The organism is Bradyrhizobium sp. LVM 105 (assembly GCF_003957705.1).
GTDB classification, from domain to species: domain Bacteria; phylum Pseudomonadota; class Alphaproteobacteria; order Rhizobiales; family Xanthobacteraceae; genus Bradyrhizobium; species Bradyrhizobium frederickii.
This window is the reverse complement of sequence record NZ_QZMV01000024.1, coordinates 19596-43069: the sequence shown is the minus strand read 5'-3', so window position 1 is coordinate 43069 and position 23474 is coordinate 19596. Positions and strand designations below refer to the sequence as shown.

Genomic DNA, 23474 nt, shown 5'->3' with positions numbered 1-23474 from the left:
CGTCGAGCCGATTGCAAACAGGCTAACGCGCGCTTATCGAAGAGACATATTGCTTGCGTGATTTGGACCAAGATTTTGCCCGGACCCGTCGACAACCGAACCGAGAGAGAGGCCTTTGCTGCCTGGAAAAAGGCAGCCCAAGAGCTTGCTCACGGGAACGAGGCGATTGCGAATGCAAGTCGCGACGAGCTCAGGAAAGCTCTGGTTGATCTTGACGCGCTGTTTCGCAGTGCTCCCGGCAGCGCCCACAAGGCCTACCGAAATCTGACGGAAAGGCGGATCGAGAAGGCGCGGGAAGCGTTCATCGACTCGATAGGAGACGGCCATCTTTCGTGGTCGCTATCCGATGAAACGCCCGAATTGGCCGCGTTGAGGATGGGCGGCCTCGTACGGTAAATTGACCGGGTGCTTGCCGAGCGGCGCTCTCACTGGCCGATCGCGCCAAGTGAGTGGCACCTCGAGGAGTTCGGATGCTGGTTCATTCCGCGGCAGGGCGTCAGCGCATTGCGACCTGCCCGACGGGGGCAAGCCTATTCAAAGCGAGGAACACTCACCGAATCCTGCCCGCAGCGATACAGGGCTACTCTGTCCATGTGGTGGATACCCGCACATTGGCACATTGCATAGTTCCGCGCCGGCGATTGTTTGTGGGGCTGGACTATCGGACTCAGCTCCGCTGTGGCAGCAATTTTCCTTTATCCTTTGGTTGACCAGAGACGATCCATAAGGCGCCCGCATTCGATCGCCATCCGGAAATGCAGGTAGCAGCCGCGCTGGAATCAAGTGGGAAAAGTACCATTCACGGTAGCCTCCTGCTTCTTTTAGCTGCTGGTTGCGGCCGTGCCACCGCCTCCGCTGCTAGCGACCTCGTAATATGCCTTGGCCTTAAGATGGTTCTGCAAAGCGAGGGGCCTGTACGGTGCAAAGCTCGTAAAATTGCGCACCGCCTTCATTGACAGCCGCTCATAGACGGTTGGGTGAAGCTGCGCCGTGTCGGGCACCTGTCGCACTGCCTTTGACCATTTGAGCGCGGTGCCACCCATACCCACCATGCATTCATCGTGCATCATGCCGTCCGCCGACGGATATAATCTTAACCGGTCACTATCGACCAAGACGCGACCGGCCTCCGGAATCTTCTGGGTGATGAATTCCACCATCCAGGCCAGCGTGACATCTGACAGGCGAGATTCGTTCTCGGGATAGCTTCCACCGATGTCGGCGTGATTGCCGGCAAACCAGATCTGGTCGAACTGCTCGGGCTCACCCTCTCGGTCTGGCCACTTCACAGTACCGCTTCCTCCCCAGGGTACCCGCTTGAAGTCCCTCCGGCCCTCATCGATTGATTGCAGATGCCGTGCGTACTGGATATCCGATGGAAAATGTCGATCGTAAGCCCAGTCTGGAAAGAAGCGTTGCCAACCGATCGCGGCGACAGCGTCCCAAATTCCGATAAAATAGGCGGAAGCCCCTGCACGACGTCCGACCTGTGAGCTGTAGGCATTGCGAAACTGCGCCGCCCGCTTGTCGGCTTCCGCGGCTGCCCTTGGCATTCCAAGCCAGTAGATCGAGGAGACCGCCTCCTTGGTAACTTTCCTCAAGGAAGCCGGATCAAGACTGATCGGCTGACCGTCCCCCTCCTTCGTCGGAATACCGCAGAGCTCGAGCACGTGCGCGAGGCACCTTGCCGTATAGGCGCCGCGGCTGAAGCCGAACAGGTAGATACGATCTTCAGGCTCCCGACGCCGATAATCGCGACATAGCAATCGATGATCTTCTTCGTGATGCCGATCCGAACATCTGCTGGACAGTCTCTTTCAACCTGCCCCAAGCGTTGGTGTGTCCAGGCACAGGCGTCCCAATCCGGGAATGTAGAGTGCTAATTGCCTCTCTGGGTCGATGATCGAATCCGGCCCGGTACGCGTAGCGCGGTATAGCTTATAGACCGTGCGGCTCTCGTCAGGCAGGAGACCGCCTTCGTTGCCCGTGCCGTCCGCGAACACCAAGATGTTCTTAGCCATGTCAGTCTGCCTTTATCATGTGACGAGAGGTTCGAGGGATGCATCAGCGACGGTAATGCCGGTCGCATCGGTGAAGATGGCGGCTACATCCCTGGCTGTCTGACGGTATGCGTCGTAGGTGCTTTGGCCCACGAGCGGGATCGCCTCTGCCAGGCTTATCACCTGGCCCTGCTTAGCGGCGATCGCGGCGGCCTTGAGCTTCTGCTCTTCAGAGCGGAGACTGGCAATGGCCGCATTGAGGTCGGAAATGTTCGTGGGTGTCACCAGCTTGCCGCCGATGTAGACGAGCTGGCTAAGTCCGACGATGCCCAGGATCGTGTCCGGAACGACGAAGGTCGAAAGCTGGTTTACGCCCGCCGCGATCAGCCCACCGATCACGACCAGCCGAATATAAAGCTTTGGTAGCGGTACACATCGAAGGCACCGTCAGTGGAGAAGAAGTCACGCCAGCTCGCATTCGACGGATCGACTGACGTCTTTGCCATCGGAAGCCAATTGCGGCGCAGGAGCCATGCCCGATTGTCTGCCGACAACGTATTCCGTTGGCTGTCAGTGCCCTTTGCTATGGTTGCGCCAATGCCGCTAATGCCCAAGAGCGTCAGGATCGATCCGGACAGATCAACCAACGTTCCGGTCTGAAGGAGAAGCAGCGAAATCAGGGCAGCAACCGCCAGAGAGAAAGCCAGTGTCTGGAAGGTCGACAGACTTCCTTTGCCGTCCGGGCCCGCGGAGACCTGTGCGGGGTTCAACGCGCGCAAGAAAGATCCCAACGTGTGATCCTTCTTGCGGAGTGCAAAGGCTATCCAGAGGTAGAGAACCAGCACCTCGACAAGGACGGTCCCAATACTGAACCAGTAGGGACTGAGGCGGACGCTTACGGATGATACGCGCCAGGGCGACTGACCGACTGGGCTACGCTGGCGCGGCAAGGGAAACCATCCTCCAAGACTTGGAAATGGTCGAAGCCCGTTGAGAGCTGATGACCCGCAACGTGCAGAGCTACCTGGCCCGCGTCGGAAACGATGCGGGGCACTTTCTTCCCGTCTAAAATGTCACTCTGGCGATAGCATCTGCGGCACCGAATGGCATTTCACGAGTGACAATCAGCTAATTAGCTGATAAGCTTCCAGAAAATAGGAGAGGTCTACGGTATGGGTCTGGATATGTCGTCCTTTGGACGTGCAATTGCCTCCGCGCGCAAGGAGAAGGGCATGAGCCAAAAGGAACTCGCCACTAAGATCGTGAAGGAGGACGGCGAGGCAATAACTCCGCAGTACTTGAACGACATCGAGCACGATCGCAGAAGCCCGTCCTCAGACCATTTGGTGAGCGAGTTTGCGAAGGTCCTAAAGATAGACCCGCTGGCTTTGTACGGCGTGATCGGAATGCTGCCCGAGCAGGACAGAAAACTGATAAGAAAATCCACTCCTGACCAGGTCAACCAGGCATTCGTTGCGTTTCGGAGACACCTGAAAGGATAGCGCTTGAGGTACGTCCGCGACACGATGCATGGTTTTCGGGAGAGGCCTCACTACGAGCCTGCCGAACTTGATTCCATGTTCGAAAAGCTCGTGGCGGACCACCTGCGGAGCAAGCACGGCAAGGTCGAGTTTCCTATTTCGACTGACGATATCACGACCTTGATCGAGCGGGACGTTACGGATCTGGACCAGCATGCCGACCTGACCATGTATGGCGCCGGCGTTGAAGGCGTCACTGAGTTTGCCCGCGCCGGAAAGCCAAGGGTCTCGATCTCCAATGACGTCCACAGGTTCGAGAACCGGCTGCGCACCACCCTTACCCATGAATACGGGCATGTGATCCTGCACGCCTACCTTTTCGCGCTCGAGCAGCGCCAGCTAGCCGTGGACGGCAATCGGAAGCCCAATGCCATCTATTGCAAGCGGGATACGATGGTCTCCGCGAGCAAGACTGACTGGATGGAATGGCAGGCCGGCTATGTATCTGGCGCGGCCCTTATGCCAAGGACTTACCTCAAGAGAGTCGTGGGCGACATCCAGCAGCAGCGGAACATTTACGGGCCCTCGTCACCAACCAGCGAGAATGGCGTCGCACTGATCGATGCAGTCGTGAATGGCTTTGCCGTCTCACGCGAGGCGGCCACCGTGCGCCTGAAGATTCTGGGGATTCTCGGCCAGGAACTAGCCTCCGGTAATCTTTTCTCCTGAAATCAATAACTTGGCGCCCAGTTGACTCGGGCGTCGTTCGGCGTAAAATACGCTAATCAGCATATCCGCTGACTAATTGATAAAGGAGACGGCAAGATGAGCGAAGCGAACCAGGAAGGTCATAAGGAGCCCATTGAGGCGGGGCCCAAGGGCCACGAGGCCTGCGGGCACGATGAAGTCAAAGCCCTGCACGATATCGAGGAGGCCAAGGCTGACATCGACAAGGCCAAGGACGAGATCCAGCACGGCATGCAGGACCTGGACGCGGCCGAGCACAAGCTCGAAGCTGCCGAGGAGGAGCTTGAAGAGGCCCACCACCATCCGAAAATCATCCATTTCTCGGTGGACGGTGAGGATTACGAGACAGAGCAACGCAAGTGGACTCCGAACGAGATCATCAAGGAGTTCTCGGGTCTGGATGTCGCGACGCACTATCTCGTCGAGACCGATCCCCACCACCAGGCCAACTTTCAAGGCAAGGGCGACGTCCCGTTCAGATTGCACGATCACGCCAGCTTCCAGGTGATCTCGGTCGGTCCCGCTCCAGTTTCCGATGGGACTGCAAGAACCGGGGTGCCCTGCTTCATCGCGGGTCTGAAATCGCTCGGTTTCAATCCCGCGATTGCACCCGGCAAGACCGAACATGTTTACTTCGACTACGAAATTCCGACCGGCAAATTCGCCGGGCAGCAGATCAAGCTGGGTCTGGTGGTACCGGGGGACTTCCCGATGACATCGCCTAGGGGAGTCCACGTATCCCCCAGGTTTTATCCCAACCAGGGCGGAGGCGAACATCCGAGGGGCGGCATTCACGACAGCGCCGACTTTCAGAACGCGTTGGGTGGTGAATGGCAATACTGGTCTCGCCCTTACAAGAACTGGGGCGCCGCGAAGAAGGCGGTGGCTACCTACATGAGCCACGTCTGGAAACTATGGGACACGCAATGACAAGGGCCGTCCGGAGTGCGGCCATGTCCGAGGCGGTCGACGCGTTAGCGCGACGTCACCTGTTACGCGCCGACCGCCAGGAAGATCTCTGCTTCGCGCTCTGGCACCCGAGCACAGGGCAGACGCGGACGACCGCTCTGGTTGAACGGCTGATCTTACCGCGCGAAGGCGAACGGAACGTCCACGGCAACGCCAGCTTCGAATCCCACTATTTCACCCGAGCCCTTTCGGAAGCCGCGGAGGCTGGCGCAGGTCTCGCGCTCATGCACAGTCACCCGGGCGGCCTGGCATGGCAGGGCATGAGTCCGGATGACATCAACACCGAGCAGGGTCATGCAGCCGCCGTCTACGGCGCCACGAAGTTTCCCTTCGTGGGCTTCACGGTCGCAAGCGATGGAGCCTGGAGCGCCAGATTCTGGGAACGCACGGCACCGCGCCAGTACGCAAGGCAGGACTGCACCACCGTCCGCGTGGTTGGAGAAAAACTTCGCTCAACGTTCATGGAGGCTCTCGCGCCGGTCCCACGCGGGACAGATGCGCAGATACGAACGATCTCTGCGTGGGGCAGGAAGAAGCAGGCCGATCTCGCGCGGCTTCGGGTTGGCATCGTCGGAGCGGGCAGTGTGGGCGCCTTCATCGCCGAGGGCATGGCCCGTACCGGAATTGAAGACGTTACGGTGGTTGATTTCGACAGGATCGAGGCCAAGAATCTGGACCGCCTCCTCTACGCGAAGCGAAGCAATGTCGGGGTGCTGAAGGCGGAAGCATTGGCGGGACACTTAGGCGAATGCGCAACGGCAGCACGATTCAACGCCCTGCCGGTCGTGGCGGCTGTCTATGAGGACGCCGGCTTTCGCGCCGCGCTGGATTGCAATGTCCTGTTCTCCTGCGTCGACCGCCCTTGGGGAAGGCATGTCCTCAATTTGATTGCCTATGCTCACCTGATTCCTGTCATTGATGGCGGAATATCAGTGCGCACGAACCGACAGGAGGAATTGGCCGCCGCTGACTGGCGCGCACATACAGTCACCGTGGGACATCAATGTATGCAGTGCATCGGCCAGTACGATGCTGGGCTTGTTCAGCTGGAACGGGAGGGTTACCTGGACGACCCGACCTACATCCAGGGATTGGACAAGGGCCACCCGCTGAAAGCTCGCGAAAACGTTTTCGCCTTCTCGATGTCCTGCGCGAGTCTTCAGACGCTTCAGATGCTGGCGATGGTTCTCGATCCTCTTGGCCGATCGAACCCCGGTCAGCAGCTCTATCATTTCGTAGGCAGCTTCATGGAGCCGAGCCAACACGGGAAATGCAGCCCCGAATGTCTCTTTGCCGATATCGTCGCACTGGGGGATCACTGCGGGTTTGAGGTGACTGGCGCACCTCCTGCGAACAGAGACCATGTCCCAGAGAAGTTGCCTGAGCGGGTGCCAAGCCCGAGCCTGTTCCAGCGAATCTCTCGCGCAGCCAAACGCCTTTTCATCGGCTGATAAGTTAACCCCAGTCATGCGCTTCGGCCTTCCAGCAAATACAGACACGTTCGAGATACCGGACGATTGGTGGCAATTCGCCGAAATGGAACGCTTCCAGCCCGGTCCGGGAGGCTACTACCCGTACCAGGTGCGAGCCGGGAATGACGTGGACGTGGTACCTCTCGCCGACGTGGCGCCGCCTCAACGCAATCCCGGCGTACCCATGCTTAAGAAGTTCAAGCTGGTCCCGATACTCCTCGCATTCCAATCTCCCGAGTGCGCGCTCCCTCCGGTCGAGGTCTACCACGCCAGGTCGGGCCCATACCGCTTCACGGTCCACAATGGCTTCCATCGGTTCTACGGTTCAGTAGCAGCGGGATACGTGTACTTGCCGGTCCTCGTCCGCGAGCCGCTTGACCTTTGACGAGGCTCGCCGCCATCGTGCCAGCCTCTTGCCAATATCCAGGTGACCATACAAGATGACATTGGATGCCGCATTGGGGGGCACAATGGTTGCACCATCCGCCGATCCTGCTTGGATCATCACTCTCGTTCACGGCACCTGGGGACGCGGGTTCTTCAGTCTGGATAAGCCGACCAAGTCTCCACGTTGGTTTGAGGCGGGTTCGGAATTCCGGCATCACCTAAGCATTGAGTTGGAAACCCTGGGCATTCCTGCCCCGCATTTTGAAGTCTGCAAATGGTCCGGTTCGAACTCGATTGCTGCGAGAGAAAGCGCAGCGCGCCAGCTCGCGGACCAGCTCGAATCGCAACAGCGGTTGAATCCAGGCAGGAGGCAGCTTGTCATCGCACATAGCCACGGCGGTAACGTTGCGGTGCGTGCGACCACGCATCTCAAGAGTACCGATAAGCACATTCTGGTCGCGACGCTTGCGACACCGTTTATCGAGATTTTTCCGCGCTCAAGCATACTTTCGCCGAGTCCAGTTCTGACGTTTGTCTATCTTGCTGCCAATGTAATGCTTGGCGTCTTCCCGTTCCTTTTCCTGACAGGCATCATTAAGCCCCTGACGCAATTCTGGCTGGTGCTTTATGGTCCGCTGGCGCTCATCGCCATTGTCGCCCACTTCTTTTTTAACTCCACTCGCCAGAAGAAAAAGAGAGACAGGCTGGGTAAGCAGCTCGTACAGCACACATCTCACGAGGGACTAACCCCAACACAAGTCTGACCTTCTCATACTGCGAGGCATCGATGACGAGGCCACCCTATCAATCGCTGCTGGCGCATTGGGCCGGAGGCTCGCCTCATTCAATTCGAATCTGATGGAGGCTATCGGTGAAGGCGTACGGTGGATCTTTTTTCTTGTGTGTCTTCCGGTGCTAGGAATCTTCGCCTTTCCGAAGGCGTTGGTGGACAGCTTTATGCACAGCTTCTTCCTGCCCGCATCTTACATATTCTTTGGCGTCATAGCTGTTGTCTCACTAGCCATTCTCCTGTCAAACGCGATAGCGGCCATGTGCCTTGCCGTCTACGGAAAGGAACTGTTCATGAGTTCTGCCAATCCACAGGTAAGCACCAACTCTGCCCCCGATTGTCCAGGGCCGATTGCCATACACACCTTAACCCGCAATGAACTCAGGTCACCCGGTGGATTTCGTCACTTTATTTATAACGAACCCGGTTGCGCGGAATACGTCGTGAGATGGGCAGCCGCACGCATCGCCGGCAAGCACTACGTCGATATTCTCGTGTACGGCGAGGTTCAAGGCCGACACGACTGAAATATCCAGAGGATTCGGCGCTCATAGGTTGCTTGAATGAGTCCAACGAGCAACCGACGAGTTAAGCGGCAAACGACCGAAATTGTTGGTCGGCCGATTATCACTGCAGGCCTGCCTCGATGCACGGCAAGTTTGGGAAACTGGGCCTGAAGTGCGCCATGCGAAGCGTTGATTTCTGACCAAGTGAACCGTCCGCAACCCAAGGCGAACTCAAACACCAATCTTTCTGCAATAGTCGTTATTGGGTTGCTGTTTCCCAATAAGCTTGGCGGGTAGCCAAAACCTGTGCACCTTACCTTGGTGACACCAGAGATCGCCGACTTTGACGGCCTCATTTCTGTCTAGAAGACGATAGCCCGGCAGGAAATCATATCCGACCGTCGCGTACGTTTTGAACTGCTGCCAGAACGTTATTTCATACAGTGCAGACCGCTTGTCTCCGTCGAGCACGGCGCGGCGTATTTCTAGACCCTTCTCGCGTTTGATTCTTTGCCCGCCTTGTCAAGCAACTCCTTGACTACCTTCGCTGCCTCGTCCTCAGCGATGAAGGTTTCAATCTTGTAGGGAGCTTCAATGAACTGCCCATCCTCGCGATAAGCCAGCCCTCGCACTATCTTCTCGGTCATCGCGTCAAAGCTCGCGCGGGGAATATTGATAGCAAGCTGTTCGGTCTTCGGCCGCCCCCAACGTTCGCCGAGCCCTGGCATGATCTGGCCTTCCGGGATTGCCTCCCCCTTGAACATCTCTGCAAGCATCTTCTTGCCTCGGGCCGCTCGCGCGGCCGCGTCCTTCTCATCCCGACCGGCCTTGGGGTCCATTGCCCTCAAAGCGGCGTCGGCCAGGCCTTGCGATGCTTCGTGCTTGGTGTCGAGCGCAAGAGCGACGCGATTCAGCAGATCACCTTCGATCTTGCTGAAGCGCTGGTTGCAGCCGAAGCAGCTTGGAAATGTCCACCTCTCCAGGGTTTCTGGCGTTGCATAAGGATACCAGGCCTTCGGAAACATATGGTCCGACGTAAGTTCAACGCCTTCCTTCACGCAGTGGACGCACTTTCCGATCTCCCTCTTTTTCGCCATGTGCTCTGCCGCTCCTGAATGGGAGCGTCCGTATAGCACACCCGCTGACGTTGTGCTCTGCAATAGCCGCGGAGCGCCGAGGGCCAGCGCCTCCTATTCGTCCAGATCACCAAGTCCATCCGACCAAAGAAAAGCATTCTGGCGCCGTCCTATTTCGTCTCAGGCCCATCTCCAGTTGCGCGTCTGTCCCCAAAGCACTGCGAGAAGGCGGGCTCCGGAATTTGATAGAACGACTATCAGAGGTTGAAATCTTCCCGGCACCTGTTACGCTTACGCATTCACTTTATCTTTTCAGGGAGGGCGCTCGCATGGCCAGCCCCAAGATCATTATCCTGTCCGACGGCACCGGGAATGCCGCCTCAAGCGTCTGGCGCACGAACGTCTGGCGGATGTTCCAGGCGCTCGACCTGCAAGGCAACAGCCAGGCCGCGAAATACGACGATGGCGTGGGCACCTCGTCCTTCGTTCCGCTCGCTGTGCTGGGCGGCGCATTCGGATACGGCCTCAAGCGCAACATCCTCGACGCCTACAAGTTCATCTGCCGCAACTACGATCACCAGAACCACTCAAAGATCTATCTCTTCGGCTTCAGCCGTGGCGCGTTCACCGTGCGTGTCCTCGGCGCGATCATTCTTCAGCAGGGCCTGGTTGTGGCGGATACCGAAGCAGAGCTGCACAACGGCGCGGTCAAGGCTTACAGGGCCTACCGGGCAAAGGGCTACCACTCGATCTTGCGGATCGAGGTGCTCTTCCGCGCCTTGCGCGACTACGTCCTGGTGCCGGTGCTCGACCTTTTGCAAGGCAACAAGCCCTACGCCAAGATCGTCCGCAAGGACATCCCATCCATAGAGTTCGTCGGTGTGTGGGACACGGTCGCGGCCTACGGCCTGCCCATGGACGAGATGACGCGCGGCGTCAGCAACTGGATCTGGCCCCTTGAGCTTCCGAACCGGGTCTTGAGCCAACGCGTCAAATGCGCAAGGCACGCGCTTGCGCTCGACGATGAGCGGACGACCTTCCATCCCGTGCTCTGGACCGAGGAAGGCGAATCCAAGCCAGCGGTCCCCACCACCATTGACGACGAGCGCCTGGTCCAGGTCTGGTTCGTCGGCATGCACGCGAACGTGGGCGGAGGTTATCCCGACGATGCCGTATCGTTCGTACCGCTGTCCTGGCTTGTCGACGAGTCGATCAAGCGTGGTCTCGTTTTCAAGGAGGCCCCCTTCGCAGACCCCGACTCCATTAAGCTGATCAGTTCAGCGCAGGATAAGGACGGCCGCCTCTATGACTCGCGTTCCGGCCTCGGCTCCTACTATCGCTATGGCCCGCGGAAGGTCTCTGACCTGTGCAATGACCCGTATGTCGGCGTCAGCGTCAAGTTGCCGAAGATCCACGAAAGTGTGTTCGACCGTATCGACAGCGGCTGCAATGCCTATGCTCCGATCGGCTTGCCGCCGGAGTACCTCATGGTTTCCCGCAACGGCAAGCTCACGCCGCTCGGGCCGACGACATTCGAGACGCCAGCAGGTGCGACCGCCCGCTTTGCGGCACAGGAAAAGCTCTGGAATTTCGTCTGGATGCGTCGGCTGGCGTATTTCGCCACCCTGGCCGCCACGCTGCATCTTGCGGCGTTCTGGCTTTTCCACGACCGCATCAAGGAGCATGAGTTCGAGTCACCGATCCGGATGGTCTCCGAAGCCGTGCGGTTCATCGAGTCTTTCCTGCCGAAATCATTTCACTGGTGGACGGACTGGTACGCCGCGAACCCCGAATGGTTCGCCGGCGGCGTCGTCGCCGTGATCATCCTTATGGTTCTTGGCGGCAGCCTTAGCAGCAAAATCAAGGACCGGATGCGCCTGCTCTGGCGAGACCGGGCGGCGCCGGTGCCGCTCTCTGGCCTGATGCACGACGCCATCTACGCGTTCAGGACCCACCCGCTCTATCAGTTTGTCATCCGCGCCGCGAAGCGGCACGTCCTGCCCCTGTTTTTGGTGGTGGTGATGGTCTGGTTCGGCGCGACGGTCGCGAGCCATTTCCTGTTCAACGTCGCGGACTCGATGGGTGCATTCTGCATAGGCACGGCAGAGGCCAGGCTTATCCCGGTCAACAAGGGCATCGACCAGGACAGCGCGGACTTCGCGACGTCGGCGATCTGTGCGCCAACAGGCCTGAAGGTCTTTTCCGGCCGCTCGTATGAGATCAGGATCGCGGTCACAGAGCCTTGGACCGACGCCGAGCGGCCGACCACACCAGGTGGCTTCCGGACCTCCACCATAGAGCTTGCCAACCGGTGGAAGTTTCGCGGTGCGATATTCCTCCGTCGCATCCTGTTCAGACCCTGGTACCGCATCATCGCGCGGGTGGGCGAGACCGGCGTGGACGAGTATTTCCTTGACCCCATCCCGCTTCCGAACACGACTCCGCAAACGTACAAGGCAACGTTCAAGGCTGCACGCAGCGGTGAGCTCTTTCTGTACGTCAACGACGCGGTGATCGGCCTGCCATGGCTCAGCGACACGTTTTACCCGAACAACGGAGGCAAAGCCAAGGTGACCGTGAAATTGTTGTGAGGCAATCAGACCCCACAGTGTTGGCTAGTCCGACGTCCGGGCGAAGAACCTTCGACGGATGGAACGTTCGGTGTTGCCAAAGTAGTCGCGCCACCAGTCACCGGTCTCAAGCGGTTTCGGCGGCGTCTTGCGCCACTTGAGCGACTCCCGGAAGGTGTGGTGCGTGTACAGCCGCATGAACTCTCCGAGATAGATGTCGGCCACGCGCGTATTGCCCCGGATCACCAGCATGTTCTCGTCGTTGTCCGTCGTGGAGGCGTCGCTGAAGTTGGCAGAACCCGCGACCACGATGGGATCGTCGGTCAAAGGATCGACGAGCATGAACTTGTTGTGCACGTAGCGAACGTTGGTGTTGAGGCCGGTCAGCCGCTCCTTCACCCAGCCATCGTATTTGTTGGAACGGATGAAATCGCCGATGGCGAACGTGTTCTCCGGCATCGCCCTCAGCGCCTGGATGTCCTTCAGCTCCTTGGTTTTCTCGGGGCCATCCTTCATAGGCCGCGTGGCTTTCTCCAGCAACGCGAGCCTGAACTGAGCATTGTTCTCGCGGTAAACCTCCTTCCAGATCTTGTTCATGCCGAAGGCAAAGGTCATCATGAGCCCTTCCTTTGCCCCTTTTGCCAGTGTGGCATACCACTGAAGCGCCGCCAGGTCGTTTCGGGGACTGAACACAGGCGTCACGCCCTTGGGCAGTTTTCCCTTCGGAAGCGGGGTCATCAACTCGACCTCGTTCCGCTCGGCCGGCGTTTCCGGGTCTTTCGCCAGCAACTCCCAATACTCCAGGAATTTGGCCGCGACGTCCTTGTCCTCGACCAGGTGGCCTACGTTCGAATGGCCGAAGATGCCGCCGTCCGAGAAATTGGTGCCGCCGGTCCACACAGAGACCGGCTTCTTGTTGTGCATCCGCACCATGAACTTGTTGTGCGAGATGTATGACTTGCCCTCGGTGCGCGGGATGCAGAACGAACCTATCCCTGCCGTCTTGATCGCTTGCTGGTTCTTCCTGCCGGGCTTTGCTCCCCGCTTGTCGTAAACCACCTTGACGTCGACCCCGCGCTTCTTCGCGGCCTTAAGAAGCTTGAGGAAGTCGGGGTAGTGGAATTCGTATGCTGCGATGCGAAGTCCGTCGCCCTTCTTGCAGGAATTGACGAACGCCTCAATTGCCTCGTACAGCCCGCGGGACAGCCAAATCCAGGCCTGCCCATTGGGGACGTTCTTGGGACTTTTGTCGCCGAACCTCGCGACATAGGCCTGGGAGCCGGCAACGCCCCGGTTGAAGTAAACGTCCTCGTCGCCGCCCTCGGGGCTTTCGGTGGAGATGTCGACGCTGACCTCCCGGAAGACCTCAAGATCCTTCGGGTCTCCCTTCAGTGCCGACACAGTGTAGGTATAGTCGTGGCCTGGCTCCGCCGTGTAGTCAGCCCACTGGAAGCTCTGAATGGGATGCTGCCGCGTCGAGTAGTGCGCCGGGGCCGGGAAGCCGGGGTCGGTCTCTGCAAACGCCTTCATGCCGGTCATATATCCGGCCTCTTCGGATGTCTGATCTACGCGGTGTATCGCGAAGCCGCGCAGCCCGGTGCACGACTGCTTCGGCAGGTTGATACCCAGCATGACGACGTAGGTGCCCGAAACGGCGTTGACCTTCAGGCCGTTCCTCGTCCTGTTCTCTCTCATGGATGCCCCTGAAATCGCTGAATGAAAATGACCGGGCGGATGACGAGAGTCCGCCCGCAAAAGGGCAGCCTCCCCAGATCTCCTTCCCGATCCCTATTGATGCACACTCTGAGCCGGCGTTCAACTTTACGTTGCTCGGAAGCCTGTCATTTCTCAGCCGCGAGCTTCTTCTCTACCGCAACTTGGGGTGATAAGCTCCAGCCATATTGTCTTGGCGTGAGGTAGCCGCATGCGCCGTTTTTATTTAGCCGCTGTTCTCCTTCTCGCTTTCTGCACCAGCGCCTCGGCATGGGGCGACGAAGGCCACAAGATCGTCTGCGAGATTGCCTACCGGCTCGCTCAGCCGGATACGCGCGCAGCCATACGCAAGCTGATCCAGGCGGACCAAAGGTTCGACACGTTCGCCGACTCCTGCGTGTTTCCCGACCATCCGCGCATTCGCCGATCGGAGCACTTCATCAATCTGCCCCGCGACGCGCGGGGGGTAACAGGGGACACCTGCCCGAACGCTCCGGAATGTGTGCTCACGGCCATCCTCAACGACTCGAAGATTGTGAACTCGAAGCACGCCAAGCGGGCCGACAGGCTTATTGCGCTCAAGTCGCTTGGACACTGGGTTGGCGACATACATCAGCCTCTCCACGTGTCCTTTGAGGACGACCGGGGAGGAAACAATATCAGGGTGAAGGGCGAGTGCTCGGGCAATCTGCACGGCGCCTGGGACAGCTGTCTTGTGAATCATGCAGTCGGGCCCGATGTCGATGAAGCGGCTTCAGACCTCATCGATGCGATCACTCCTGCGATGAAGACCAAGTGGACTTCGTCGGACCCGAGCGATTGGGCCAACGAGTCTTTTGCTATCTCGGAAGCCGCGAAGACGGGCTATTGCGTGATGCACGGCTCCTACTGCGACCAGCCCGAGGGCAGCGTGACCGTCAACACCGAATATCTCGCCGCAAACGAACCTATCGTGAGGGAGCAGCTTCAGAAGGCGGGCGTTCGGCTCGCGAATTTGCTCGACAGTATCTTTGCCGAGTAGGCCCGCTCTTCAATACGGAAGCACCACCAGCGGTATCGCACAATTGCGTGGGCCGTATCGACCATACGCGGCCCGTCGGATGGCTTTTTTCTTTTTTATATAGAACTGGCGTAGATATCTGAGAAATGCATGGGTGCCGGCATTTTCAACCGGCACCCCGCAACACTTGTACTTTTTAGGCCGTGAACCCATAAATCTGCCAGCGCACGGCTTGCCAGAGTCCGCTATGCCTCGATAGCGACTAAATTCTCCAGCGCAGCTAAATGACGCGAAGGGCCAATAGCGGCCCTTTCCTTTTCAGTCCGGTAGAAGAACTGCAGCTTGATCGGTGAGTTCGGTGCTGGGAGCTGGCTTACTCGAGCGTGCGAAAATGATCCGAGACATAATCGGTATTTCGGCTTCGGCTCTACCGTCTTGGCCGATTAGGATCAATCCGGCACCGCCATTCGCCACATTTAGAATAACCGGCTCGCCGCTCCACGTCTTGATCGGATCCATTCCGATGATGAGAAACTCACCAATCGGCTGGTCGAAATATTGAATGCGCAATTGCGGCCCGACTTCGGCTGCTGCAAGTTCAAAGCCCAAGTTTCGAGCGCGCGTGTAAACGTCAGCCAAGGTCGCAGTATCGGACGTGAACCCAAGCTGCGCTGGTGATACGAGTGCAAGCTCGATGTTCGTCTTGCGAGTGGCAATGAGAAACGTCGGCCGAGCGAAAACTTCTGCGGCTTGCCCACCGACACTGCAGCCTATCCGGTCGAGCTCGTTGCGAAGCTTCAGTGAATCAGCAAAAGTGCCTATTGCAACCCTTCTCCACGTCACAACATCGCGCTCGGACTTAATGAGTTGTTGAGACGCTTCGGCAGGGCGCATCTTGAGCTTCAGCTGTCTTTCTAAAACGTCGCGAGCCGCGCACTGAGCTTGCGCCGCACAGGTCGCTAAGTGAGCGATGCCAGCTGCAACTATCAAGACAAGGAGGTAGTGGCTGGCCCGATTCGCGCTAAGATGACGATCAATCGCGTTTAATTGCGCACTGGTTGTCAAAAGAGACATGGGGAAATCCTTTTTCAATCAAGCTTGATAGAAAAAGGCCCGCCTCCGAGTCTGGGGAAGAACGGAGGGAAATGACGTCCAATAAACATTTCCCGGCCGACTTAAAAATGCGTCCGGAGGCGGGGCCTATGGCTGAAGTATTCCCATTTTCAAAACGCAGGCGGCAGTCCGTAAGCCTGATTACCCGCCCGCCATCAAAACCGAAAAAGGCATGATGCGGCTAAAGCATAGCAGCATGGTTGGGTCGGCTCAATAGTGAAGTCTGCTGCGGGTCATTCGCGACTGGGGCGAGCCGGGAACGAGTAAGGTCACCTCCGTTGCGCCGTCGAAAGCGGAAGTCAATTCAGAGCATTAGCGACATGGTGACGGGGGCATTGCCGCACGCAATTTGATCGAACGGTTCTTCAACAAGATCAAGCAATGTCGGCGTATCGCGACCCGATACGACAAACTCGCAGCGAACTATCTTGCGTTCGTCAAACTCGCATCAATCCGAATTTGGCTGAGTGCTAATGAGTCCGCGCCCTAGTCGGGGTTCTCTTCACCTAAAACTCTTCACCCTATTGGCCGATCATTCTGCCGCCAGGTGGGGTAACGCCAGGGCCATCGGAGCAATGCCTTTCGTCAAAGTGTTTTTCCACACTATCGCACTGGACCTCAGCGGCTCCTTCGTAAACGACCACTAATCTGTAATGTGGCGCGGTTCTCCTGCGTCACGCCCACTCTCCCGTTGCGCGTCTGTCCCCAATACACGGCCAGGAGGACGGGGAAACTGGAGCCGAGGCGCGTACGCGCAAGGCATCCAACCGTATCCCTGAAGGGTCCCTCGGCCGGACCCTCCGTTGCGCGCCCGCTATCTCCTCGTCTCCCGAAATTTCCCGTCCGGCCGCGATTGGCGCAGCCGGCAAAACCAAACGGGAGATAACCAAATGAAACGCAATGAAAAGACCCAGCGCCCCCACAGTGTCTTTGTGGTCGAGGGCGAAGGCGACAAGGCCTTCTGGACCAAAATCGGCGCAGCCTGGGCGCACGAAGACGGCAAGGGCTTCAACATCCAGCTCAGCTGCCTGCCCTTGAACGGCCGCCTGGTCATTCGCGAACCGAAAGCCGACGCGGAGGCGGGGCGATGAGCCCCGCCGCCACGCGGCGCTTCCTCGTCAAGTGCTTTGATTACGAGGAATGGGGCGTCATCGTCGAGGCCACGAGCCGCGAGGACGCCATCCGCAAGGGCGAGGCCATCTATCTCACCGACAGTCTCGGCTCGATAGACGGTTTTGAGCTCATCCGCAGTGAATCTCACTGGAGCGCGCAGCCGTTGATCCAGGAGGTGTGCTAATGAGCGTCCTCCCCACTCACCTGATACGCCACACCGTGCTTCACGGTGATTGCGTGGAGGTCATGCAACGCATGACCTCCGGGTCGGTGGATTTCATCCTCACCGACCCGCCGTACTTGTGCCGGTACAAGTCGCGCATAGGCCAGACCATTGCGAATGACGATCGCGATGGATGGGTGGGGCCAGCGTTTGCCGAGATGTACCGACTGCTCAAGCCCGACGCCTTCTGCGTCAGCTTCTACGGCTGGAACGCTGTCGACAAGTTCGTCGCCGCCTGGCGCACGACGGGATTTCATCTGGTTGGCCACATCGTCTTCAGGAAGCGCTACGCTTCGGCCACGGGTTACACCGAAAGCCGACACGAGCAGGCCTACCTGCTCGCCAAGGGGCGGCCGGAGCTGTCTGGCTCACCGGTGCCAGACGTCATGGACTGGGAGTACACCGGCAATCGCCTGCATCCAACTCAAAAGCCCATCAATGTCTTACGCCCGCTTATTGAAGCGTTCTGTCCGCCCGACGGGCAGGTGCTCGACCCGTTCTGCGGGTCGGGATCGACGCTGGTGGCGGCGCGGCTTGCCGGACGTTGTTGCGTCGGTATTGAGCTGGAGACCACGCACTGCCATACGGCTGAGCTGCGGTTGAATTCGCAGCTTCATGCGGGTGCCCGTAAGCTGGCTGGCTAATGCCGCGGGCGCCGGCCTACCGCCGCAGGCGGTAGGCCGAGTTTTTTGCCGAGGCCGGCGCTTGACCACACGCCATGTGCTCGTGGAAAGTGTGCGTGGGCTGATGGGGCTCTGCAATGAAGTTTATTGTCGAATTATCGCATTACGAAAAACAAGCTTTACAAGTGGCCCAACGCAGCGTGCTGGAAGGCTGGGCGACGAGAAAGCTACTTCCCGGAGAATGCGAGACGGGTCGGCTGCCTTCAGAACTGGCAGGACTTCCTCAAGGGCTAATAGGCGACCTGGAATCCTTCAACCCGGCAAGACACCGGGACGCGCTCCGTGACCGCGCACTTAAGGCCTATATCCTTACCGAAGGGCGAAGGAATGCCGCCCTTCGATCGATCTACTATTTTCGCACGAAGTTCGGTGCGGATGAGAAACTTACGTTCAGCAAGGTTGCCGCCGTGATTGACGCCGACTGGCAGCAATGGTGTAGGCCGCAATCGTTTTCCAATACGGAGCCAGGCAAGGTGCTCCGCCGCGAACTTCTGCCAGGCATCGGGGACGATACGACGCGTCTTTGGCTGGCCAGGTTCTGCTGGCTCTTCTTGATAGCACTGGGCCGCCAAATGGCGACATACGACCCGATCGATCTTAACGACAATAGATTGCGGGACACATTGCTGATGACGCTTATCGAATATTGTTCCGCACTTACAGATGACGACCTTGCGCGAACAGTCGACGACATCGGACGCATCGTAGATTGCAGGGAGCCGGCGTCAATTTGGCCATATACCGATATCCTCTACCGCCCGGGTTGGAAGGAAAGAGCGCTGGCCGCGCAGTGGAAGGTTAAAGAACATGCCGCTCGGCAAGCTGCCGTTGCTGCTGAACAGGCCACCCTTGCTGCCGAGAAGGAACGTGCCGCCGCCGCTGAAGCGGCGAAGCTAGTGGCGTACCAAAGGCGGCTGGCCGAGGAGTATTGTAAGTTTGAAATCGAAGAAGAATGTATCGACATACAACCTCGCGACTACCCGAAGTTAGAAAGAGGCGGAGGTGCGAGGTTGCTGACCAATATGCAGGTTGCGTTTAAACAGGCACGAAGGGTCCGAATTCGAATGATATGGAAGGACCGAGAGTTTTCTGCTGTTCGGTCTTTCGCATCCATGAGCGCGAAGCATCTCGCGTGCCTGAAGATTGCTCTCTGGGGTAACAGGGCAGGCATCTCGAGTCCAACCGCAGATTACCTCTTCTGGCTCCTCAATTGTGACGGTCGGGTGCAAGTCAGAGGTAGCGACTGGGCTTGCGATAACTACATGGAATATCAGGAGGGACGCGAAGTCGATTTGGAAAAAGAATGGTCGCACTACCTCGACTTACTGGATAAGTGGATTGATGATGAGGGGCCTAGGGGCGAACTCATCAGATGGTTTGTGGAAGATCGAGACAGCGATAACGGCTGGGCCACGTCTCGCTAATCATTTTCGATGGAAACGCTTTTGCGTTGGTCTGTTAGTCGCCCCTTGAGGCGATGATCTTCATAAGCCTTCATGGCCTGCAGCCGCGCCGGACGGCGTCCGCCCTCCAGGACAATTACTTTATCCACGTATTCAGGCCCCATCAGTTCCTGGGCCGTGGCCAACGGCTTCATTGTGCCCGTCAGCAGGTCGCGTCTCGCTCCTAGCTCCTTCGAAAGTTCGTGTGCTGTTGTAGCAGTCGGCTCCATGAAGCATCGCACAGCCATCAACTCCAGAATTCGCTCCGCGTCGCCGTAAGCTTTCTGCAATTGTGATCTACCCTGCGCGAAGAGCCAAAGTCGCAGGCCGGACTGGCGGCCGAGCGCGAGCATCTGCTCAATCTCCTGCATGTAGCCTAGTTGGGGGAACTCATCGAGGAAGAAGGTAACGGGCGCCAGGTCCCACTGATCGCGAGCCTCACGTATGGAGTAGAAAATGTGGCCAAGCAGGGTTCGAATGAGGGAGCGATACATCACCAGCTCTTCTGTAGTGACGCAGAGGTACAGTGTGCCGTTGTTCCGCCTGAAATTGTCAAAATTAATCGTCGTATCCGAAACCACCGGCTCAAGTTGAGGAGCCCCCCAAACGTCCACATGCCGGAGTACCGTCTCAAACAGGTTCGAGCGGGTCTCTTCATCGGCACCGGCGAGCTGGTTGCCGATGCGCATTAGACTTCTGACGCCGGAACGCTTCAGACTCAATCCGTAGCTTGAGCTGTTCTGGTGACGCCGAGAACCAGTCCACCACCGCTGACATGTCTCGTCTGCCATCAAACCCGCGGAGACAAATGTCATAGAGGGCACCTTGAAGGAGCTGGGCCGCCCGGCCCTCCCAGAAGCTTTTTGCCGATTGGGAATCTGTCGGTACCATGAGCAGTGGCAAAAGGCGCCCAATGGCGGTGTAAGCGGCTATTGGGTCATTGGGGACGGCATCCAGCGGGTTAAAGCTCTCTGATCTTGCCGCGTTGCCGGGCATGAACACCTGTACCGGGCCTACGTTCTGGCTCCGCCAATCGCTGGTCAGATCGGCTATCTCCGGCTTGACATCCAGGACGATGGCGGGCGCTTCCAACTGCAGGAGGTTCCTGACTACATGGGCCTGCGTTTTGCCGCGCCCCGGCCGGGCGATCGTGATCAGGCTTTCTGCGCCATCGAAGATGTATTCCTGACCGGTCTCCTTGAATACGCCGAGCGTCAAAGGCGCCTTGCCCACCATGTCCTCTGCCCCATGTCCCGCGCCGCCGGGCGCGTTCTTCGCGGCTCGCCACTAGCCTCTAGCGGTCGGTCCGCCAGCGTACCCTACCCGGCCGCGCCGCGTCGCGCCATTCCGTCGCGCCGGCGCTTCGGCTTGAGCGTGGCAGCGCCATTCGGCGGTTTGGAAATGTGCTGGGGGAGCCGGGACATCTGCGAAAGTGTCGCGGTCCGTGGGCCCCCGAGGCGCTTGCCAACCGAATAGCCGAGGTTAAACTTTCGGTAGTGCGCACTTATGGGTTTGCAGGCAAACCCGCGCCCATACCCGAGGTGTTGATGGCGATTTACAGCCTGCATCACAGCTCGATTGGCAAGTCCACCCAGGACGAGCCCTACACCGCCGCTGCGCACATCCGGTACATCACCCGCACCCGCGCCCTAGGCCGCATTGACGGGGAGCGCATGCCGACTCAGGCCTTTGCAGGTGTAGAGATAGAGATCGACCCTACTCCAAAACCAGGCCAGATCGTCGCCCATATTCAATGTGACGATGGTCTGATCGGGCTCGAGCAGATGCTTCTTGACTAAGGCGTCCGATTCCGTCGCGCGGTGGGTGACGACGTCTTGCCGCTTAAAAAGATAGGTCTCGTCTCCGTAGTCGATGCCCGCGAAATAGCGCACATCATCGACAAACGGCGCGCGCACGCCAACATCGACCCGCTGGTTGGTGGGCAAGAAGTTCGTGGCCAGGACGATTGGGGAGCCTACAGGATTGCGACCAAATCGAAGTTCTACAGCGAACTCTCCGGGCTTGACACATTGCTTCTGCGGATCGCTCGGCGCGATCTGAGGGGCGTTAGCGCCCGCTGACTGCGCAGGGCTCTGTCCGTCACCCTGTGCCGGCTGAGCCTGCTGCCCTCTCGCCGGCGCAGAGAGAAACAGAACCGTTAGCGCCGCGACGTAAACAGCAAGGATACGGGATTGAGCCATTTATTTTCACCGGCAAGCAAAACATCATCATTTACCGGTGATTGTAGAAGCCGCGCAAGCCAACTTACATGTTTCAGCTTCTTTCTCCCCGACTAAAGCCATCAATTGTCGCCGCTGAATGTCTAGAGCTCTAGCCGCAAGCTCAGGAATTCTGTCGATGGAGTCGAGTAAAGGCCTCACCATAGCTTCGACACTAGCGGGCACGACTGGCGCCGCACATTGCTGATCGCGGTAAGCAATAGCCTCCCGTGCTGCGTAATACCAGTTCGATAGTGATTCGCGGCGACCAGTAGAGATTTTTTGCCGAATATCTGCATCGCGTTGTGTTATCGATGCAAATCGGATCACGCAGTACTGAAAGCATTGCGTGGCACCCCAGCCGCCATCGTTCTCGGTATTGCCGCTGGCACCTGAATTGACGATCAAGGACGTGCGCGACGCATTCGCAGGAGCTCCGGTAAGCCCCTCACGTACCGACACAGGGCTTGATCGCGCCGAATATATTCTTGGTTGGAAGGAAACTAAGACTATGGCGACTTACCGTGTTGATTGTGTTCGCAAGCCGAACCGCATGAGCCAGCATGAACACATCACGGAGGTGGTGGACCCAAGCCCGAAGGAGGACGATGGCGGGACAAGGTGGAGAACGTCGTCCATTCTATCGAGAACAAGTACCATCGGTTCTATACGCAAACCGGCAATTCGACGGCCTGGGTTGCCGTGCGAAAAAGCCCCTCGGGACGTAAATTCATTCAGACTTATGCCGATAGGGTCTGGAACGACAATCTTCTCGCCCTCGACGACTGTTCGGCCTAACTCAGCCGCAGTATAGACACGCAATCGATGCCTTGACGAAAAGTCCGGGCCAAAGTCGCTCTCCAACTCGCGATCAAAACTCATTCGGCGCAAACGTCAACGAGCCGAGTAGCGGGGCAGTCATCGCCAGAAACCATGTGGCAAGTAAGAGTGTGGGACTCAACTGAGCCCTGCGCCGCGATCCAGCGTGAGTTGGGGCATGCGCGCCGCATTCTGTTGTCGAATGCACGATATGAGCCGCGAACGTGACCTCAGGTTGTACCAGACTGCACGGTGTTTCAAGTCTGTTTGGGAGCTTCAATATGAAGAAACTTCTAGGATTTTTGTTGCTCGTTCAATCCGTATTGCTCTCCGCCGAGGCCATGGCGCAAGGGCTTCCTGCCCCCTCTTACTGGAAAAATGAACGCGGCTCTGAACTGTTTGTTTGGTCTACCAATGGCGGGGTACTACAAGGGACCTTCACAAACCATGCCCAAGGTTTCGCCTGCCAGGGCATACCGTATCCTGCATCGGGATCGGTTAGTCCAACCGGCTTGTATTTTGTTGTCACTTTTGCCCAGTGCAATTCCTTCACTCGCTGGGTGGGTACAATCAAGGGATCGCAGATGCCAACGTCATGGACGCTGTTCTACGTTGACAACAAAGGCAAGCCGCGCAAGCTGAAGGGCGCGGATATATTCAGGCGCGTATGGTAGTTTTCCACCCTAAAGCAACGCAGGCGGACGAGAGCTGAACTGCTCTCAGAGGGTCCGCGCTCCGAAGCAGCGCGTCGGGCTCAGTCCGGCGCATGAGCGCCAGTGGCGCGCCGAACGCGGCAAACTTGGGTCTACTCTCATCTCGAAGCAGACGAGCTTGAGCATAAGGTCGATCCGCGCCGACCTATCAGAGCTCAGCGATCGTATTCGGCGGTCCGGCTGCCTTCCGTGAACGCTGGTCTGCTGCAGACCATACATCAGATCACCTGCACAACATTCTTGCTTCCAGCTCTGACATTTCTAGTCGTTCCTGACAGAGCCTCACGAGCGATGTGCTTCAGACGCTCGCGTGCTTTCTCACCTGTATTGGCCGCCTCTAAGATCTTTGCGGCAACGTGAGCGCGAGCGCCGGTCTCATCGCGGGGAAGGCTCGCACAGACCTCATCGAGGACGGATCGTAGAAGCGCAGTTATGGCG

At 58.2% G+C, this 23474-nt stretch carries 25 protein-coding genes and 2 pseudogenes; 16 read left to right on the top strand and 11 right to left on the bottom strand.

The window, feature by feature from the left end; genetic code table 11:
* Positions 1-57: 57 nt before the first annotated feature.
* Positions 58-396: a hypothetical protein gene (locus tag D6B98_RS35950; protein ID WP_126261723.1), complete on the top strand. Its 339-nt coding sequence runs from the start codon at positions 58-60 to the stop codon at positions 394-396.
* A 425-nt stretch (positions 397-821) separates the two neighbouring features.
* Here the strand turns inward: D6B98_RS35950 and D6B98_RS35945 are convergent, their stop codons facing one another.
* Genes D6B98_RS35945 through D6B98_RS35930 form a run of 4 tightly spaced genes read right to left on the bottom strand, consistent with a single transcriptional unit; the run spans position 822 to position 2845 of the window.
* On the bottom strand, positions 822-1811 hold the full coding sequence (locus tag D6B98_RS35945) for a phospholipase effector Tle1 domain-containing protein (RefSeq protein WP_126261722.1): 990 nt from the start codon (positions 1809-1811) through the stop codon (positions 822-824).
* Between the two features lie 6 nt (positions 1812-1817).
* Positions 1818-2021 (bottom strand): DUF2235 domain-containing protein, encoded by a 204-nt coding sequence (locus D6B98_RS41740; RefSeq protein ID WP_126261721.1) that lies wholly within the window; start codon positions 2019-2021, stop codon positions 1818-1820.
* 15 nt (positions 2022-2036) lie between these two features.
* Complete coding sequence (locus tag D6B98_RS35935) at positions 2037-2399, bottom strand: hypothetical protein (protein ID WP_126261720.1); 363 nt, start codon at positions 2397-2399, stop codon at positions 2037-2039.
* Positions 2396-2845, bottom strand: a complete 450-nt coding sequence (locus D6B98_RS35930) for a hypothetical protein (RefSeq protein ID WP_126261719.1) — start codon at positions 2843-2845, stop codon at positions 2396-2398. The genes D6B98_RS35935 and D6B98_RS35930 overlap by 4 nt, the downstream gene beginning before the upstream one ends.
* A gap of 327 nt (positions 2846-3172) precedes the next feature.
* On the opposite strand from D6B98_RS35930, the gene D6B98_RS35925 reads away from it, so the two are divergent.
* The 6 genes from D6B98_RS35925 (at position 3173) to D6B98_RS35900 (ending at position 8373) form a co-directional block, all read left to right on the top strand.
* On the top strand, positions 3173-3502 hold the full coding sequence (locus D6B98_RS35925) for a helix-turn-helix domain-containing protein (RefSeq protein WP_126261718.1): 330 nt from the start codon (positions 3173-3175) through the stop codon (positions 3500-3502).
* Positions 3503-3577: 75 nt separating this feature from the next.
* A complete protein-coding gene (locus tag D6B98_RS35920; RefSeq protein WP_126261717.1) occupies positions 3578-4210 on the top strand; it encodes an ImmA/IrrE family metallo-endopeptidase in 633 nt (210 codons plus the stop codon).
* Between the two features lie 96 nt (positions 4211-4306).
* Positions 4307-5158, top strand: a complete 852-nt coding sequence (locus D6B98_RS35915; protein WP_126261716.1) for an E2/UBC family protein — start codon at positions 4307-4309, stop codon at positions 5156-5158.
* A 23-nt stretch (positions 5159-5181) separates the two neighbouring features.
* A complete protein-coding gene (locus D6B98_RS35910) occupies positions 5182-6648 on the top strand; it encodes a ThiF family adenylyltransferase (protein WP_164719088.1) in 1467 nt (488 codons plus the stop codon).
* A gap of 461 nt (positions 6649-7109) precedes the next feature.
* Positions 7110-7820 (top strand): lipase family protein, encoded by a 711-nt coding sequence (locus D6B98_RS35905; protein WP_126261714.1) that lies wholly within the window; start codon positions 7110-7112, stop codon positions 7818-7820.
* Between the two features lie 94 nt (positions 7821-7914).
* Complete coding sequence (locus D6B98_RS35900; protein WP_126261713.1) at positions 7915-8373, top strand: hypothetical protein; 459 nt, start codon at positions 7915-7917, stop codon at positions 8371-8373.
* A 464-nt stretch (positions 8374-8837) separates the two neighbouring features.
* Here the strand turns inward: D6B98_RS35900 and D6B98_RS35895 are convergent, their stop codons facing one another.
* Positions 8838-9449: a hypothetical protein gene (locus D6B98_RS35895; RefSeq protein WP_126261712.1), complete on the bottom strand. Its 612-nt coding sequence runs from the start codon at positions 9447-9449 to the stop codon at positions 8838-8840.
* Between the two features lie 308 nt (positions 9450-9757).
* Between D6B98_RS35895 and D6B98_RS35890 the strand changes: the two genes are divergently transcribed.
* Positions 9758-12019: a T6SS phospholipase effector Tle1-like catalytic domain-containing protein gene (locus D6B98_RS35890; RefSeq protein ID WP_126261711.1), complete on the top strand. Its 2262-nt coding sequence runs from the start codon at positions 9758-9760 to the stop codon at positions 12017-12019.
* Between the two features lie 24 nt (positions 12020-12043).
* On the opposite strand, the gene D6B98_RS35885 is transcribed toward D6B98_RS35890, so the two are convergent.
* Positions 12044-13693, bottom strand: coding sequence for a phospholipase D-like domain-containing protein (locus D6B98_RS35885; RefSeq protein WP_126261710.1), 1650 nt, complete (start codon positions 13691-13693; stop codon positions 12044-12046).
* Between the two features lie 229 nt (positions 13694-13922).
* On the opposite strand from D6B98_RS35885, the gene D6B98_RS35880 reads away from it, so the two are divergent.
* Positions 13923-14732, top strand: a complete 810-nt coding sequence (locus D6B98_RS35880; protein WP_126261709.1) for a S1/P1 nuclease — start codon at positions 13923-13925, stop codon at positions 14730-14732.
* Between the two features lie 297 nt (positions 14733-15029).
* On the opposite strand, the gene D6B98_RS35875 is transcribed toward D6B98_RS35880, so the two are convergent.
* Positions 15030-15785 (bottom strand): hypothetical protein, encoded by a 756-nt coding sequence (locus tag D6B98_RS35875; protein ID WP_126261708.1) that lies wholly within the window; start codon positions 15783-15785, stop codon positions 15030-15032.
* Between the two features lie 382 nt (positions 15786-16167).
* Here D6B98_RS35875 and D6B98_RS35870 point away from each other — a divergent pair.
* From D6B98_RS35870 to D6B98_RS35850, 5 genes and pseudogenes are all read left to right on the top strand, one after another.
* Positions 16168-16314 (top strand): annotated as a pseudogene (locus tag D6B98_RS35870) (IS5/IS1182 family transposase); the annotation flags it as partial.
* A 400-nt stretch (positions 16315-16714) separates the two neighbouring features.
* Positions 16715-16915: a hypothetical protein gene (locus D6B98_RS35865; protein WP_126261707.1), complete on the top strand. Its 201-nt coding sequence runs from the start codon at positions 16715-16717 to the stop codon at positions 16913-16915.
* Positions 16912-17121, top strand: coding sequence for a response regulator transcription factor KdpE (locus tag D6B98_RS35860; RefSeq protein WP_126261706.1), 210 nt, complete (start codon positions 16912-16914; stop codon positions 17119-17121). Before D6B98_RS35865 ends, D6B98_RS35860 begins: the two co-directional genes overlap by 4 nt.
* Complete coding sequence (locus D6B98_RS35855; RefSeq protein ID WP_126261705.1) at positions 17121-17804, top strand: DNA methyltransferase; 684 nt, start codon at positions 17121-17123, stop codon at positions 17802-17804. The genes D6B98_RS35860 and D6B98_RS35855 overlap by 1 nt, the downstream gene beginning before the upstream one ends.
* A 116-nt stretch (positions 17805-17920) precedes the next feature.
* Complete coding sequence (locus D6B98_RS35850; RefSeq protein ID WP_126261704.1) at positions 17921-19267, top strand: hypothetical protein; 1347 nt, start codon at positions 17921-17923, stop codon at positions 19265-19267.
* Here the strand turns inward: D6B98_RS35850 and D6B98_RS35845 are convergent.
* The 4 genes from D6B98_RS35845 to D6B98_RS35830 form a co-directional block, all read right to left on the bottom strand.
* On the bottom strand, positions 19264-19974 hold the full coding sequence (locus D6B98_RS35845) for a type IV secretory system conjugative DNA transfer family protein (protein WP_164719087.1): 711 nt from the start codon (positions 19972-19974) through the stop codon (positions 19264-19266). The genes D6B98_RS35850 and D6B98_RS35845 overlap by 4 nt on opposite strands.
* The gene (locus tag D6B98_RS35840) at positions 19940-20521 is read right to left on the bottom strand and encodes a type IV secretory system conjugative DNA transfer family protein (RefSeq protein WP_126261702.1); all 582 of its coding nucleotides are present in this window, start codon (positions 20519-20521) and stop codon (positions 19940-19942) included. Before D6B98_RS35840 ends, D6B98_RS35845 begins: the two co-directional genes overlap by 35 nt.
* A 413-nt stretch (positions 20522-20934) precedes the next feature.
* Positions 20935-21486 (bottom strand): hypothetical protein, encoded by a 552-nt coding sequence (locus D6B98_RS35835; RefSeq protein WP_126261701.1) that lies wholly within the window; start codon positions 21484-21486, stop codon positions 20935-20937.
* A gap of 27 nt (positions 21487-21513) precedes the next feature.
* Positions 21514-21912, bottom strand: coding sequence for a hypothetical protein (locus tag D6B98_RS35830; RefSeq protein WP_126261700.1), 399 nt, complete (start codon positions 21910-21912; stop codon positions 21514-21516).
* A gap of 204 nt (positions 21913-22116) precedes the next feature.
* On the opposite strand from D6B98_RS35830, the pseudogene D6B98_RS41085 reads away from it, so the two are divergent.
* Positions 22117-22302, top strand: a pseudogene (locus tag D6B98_RS41085) (DUF3892 domain-containing protein); the annotation flags it as partial.
* A 302-nt stretch (positions 22303-22604) separates the two neighbouring features.
* Positions 22605-22997: an avidin/streptavidin family protein gene (locus D6B98_RS35820; protein ID WP_126261699.1), complete on the top strand. Its 393-nt coding sequence runs from the start codon at positions 22605-22607 to the stop codon at positions 22995-22997.
* Positions 22998-23474 lie beyond the last annotated feature (477 nt).